Genomic DNA, 291 nt, shown 5'->3' on the forward strand with positions numbered 1-291 from the left:
GCAAGCGCTGGACCGTGCCGGGGCCGGCGCAGCCCTGAAGTGGAGGGGTCAGCAACTGTCGTGAAAGTCAAGCTGAAACTGCCCCCAGCGGATGCTTTGAAGCATCCCATGCGGCGCGGTCTCGCAGCATGGCGTTGAGGATGGTCAGCAGTTTTCGCATGCTCGCCACGATGGCCACCTTCTTGGGTTTGCCCGCCGCGATCAGGCGGCTGTGGAAAACTCTGATGACCGGGTTATGGCGAACGGCCACGAGTGTGGCCATGTAGACCACCGCGCGCACATCCGCGCGCC

At 63.9% G+C, this 291-nt stretch carries 1 pseudogene; it reads right to left on the reverse strand.

From position 1 onward, the window contains the following. Nucleotides 1-67 precede the first annotated feature (67 nt). Nucleotides 68-291 (reverse strand): annotated as a pseudogene (locus MD536_RS21065) (hypothetical protein); the annotation flags it as partial.

It is taken from the genome of Flavihumibacter cheonanensis, from assembly GCF_022352215.1.
GTDB lineage: Bacteria > Bacteroidota > Bacteroidia > Chitinophagales > Chitinophagaceae > Flavihumibacter > Flavihumibacter cheonanensis.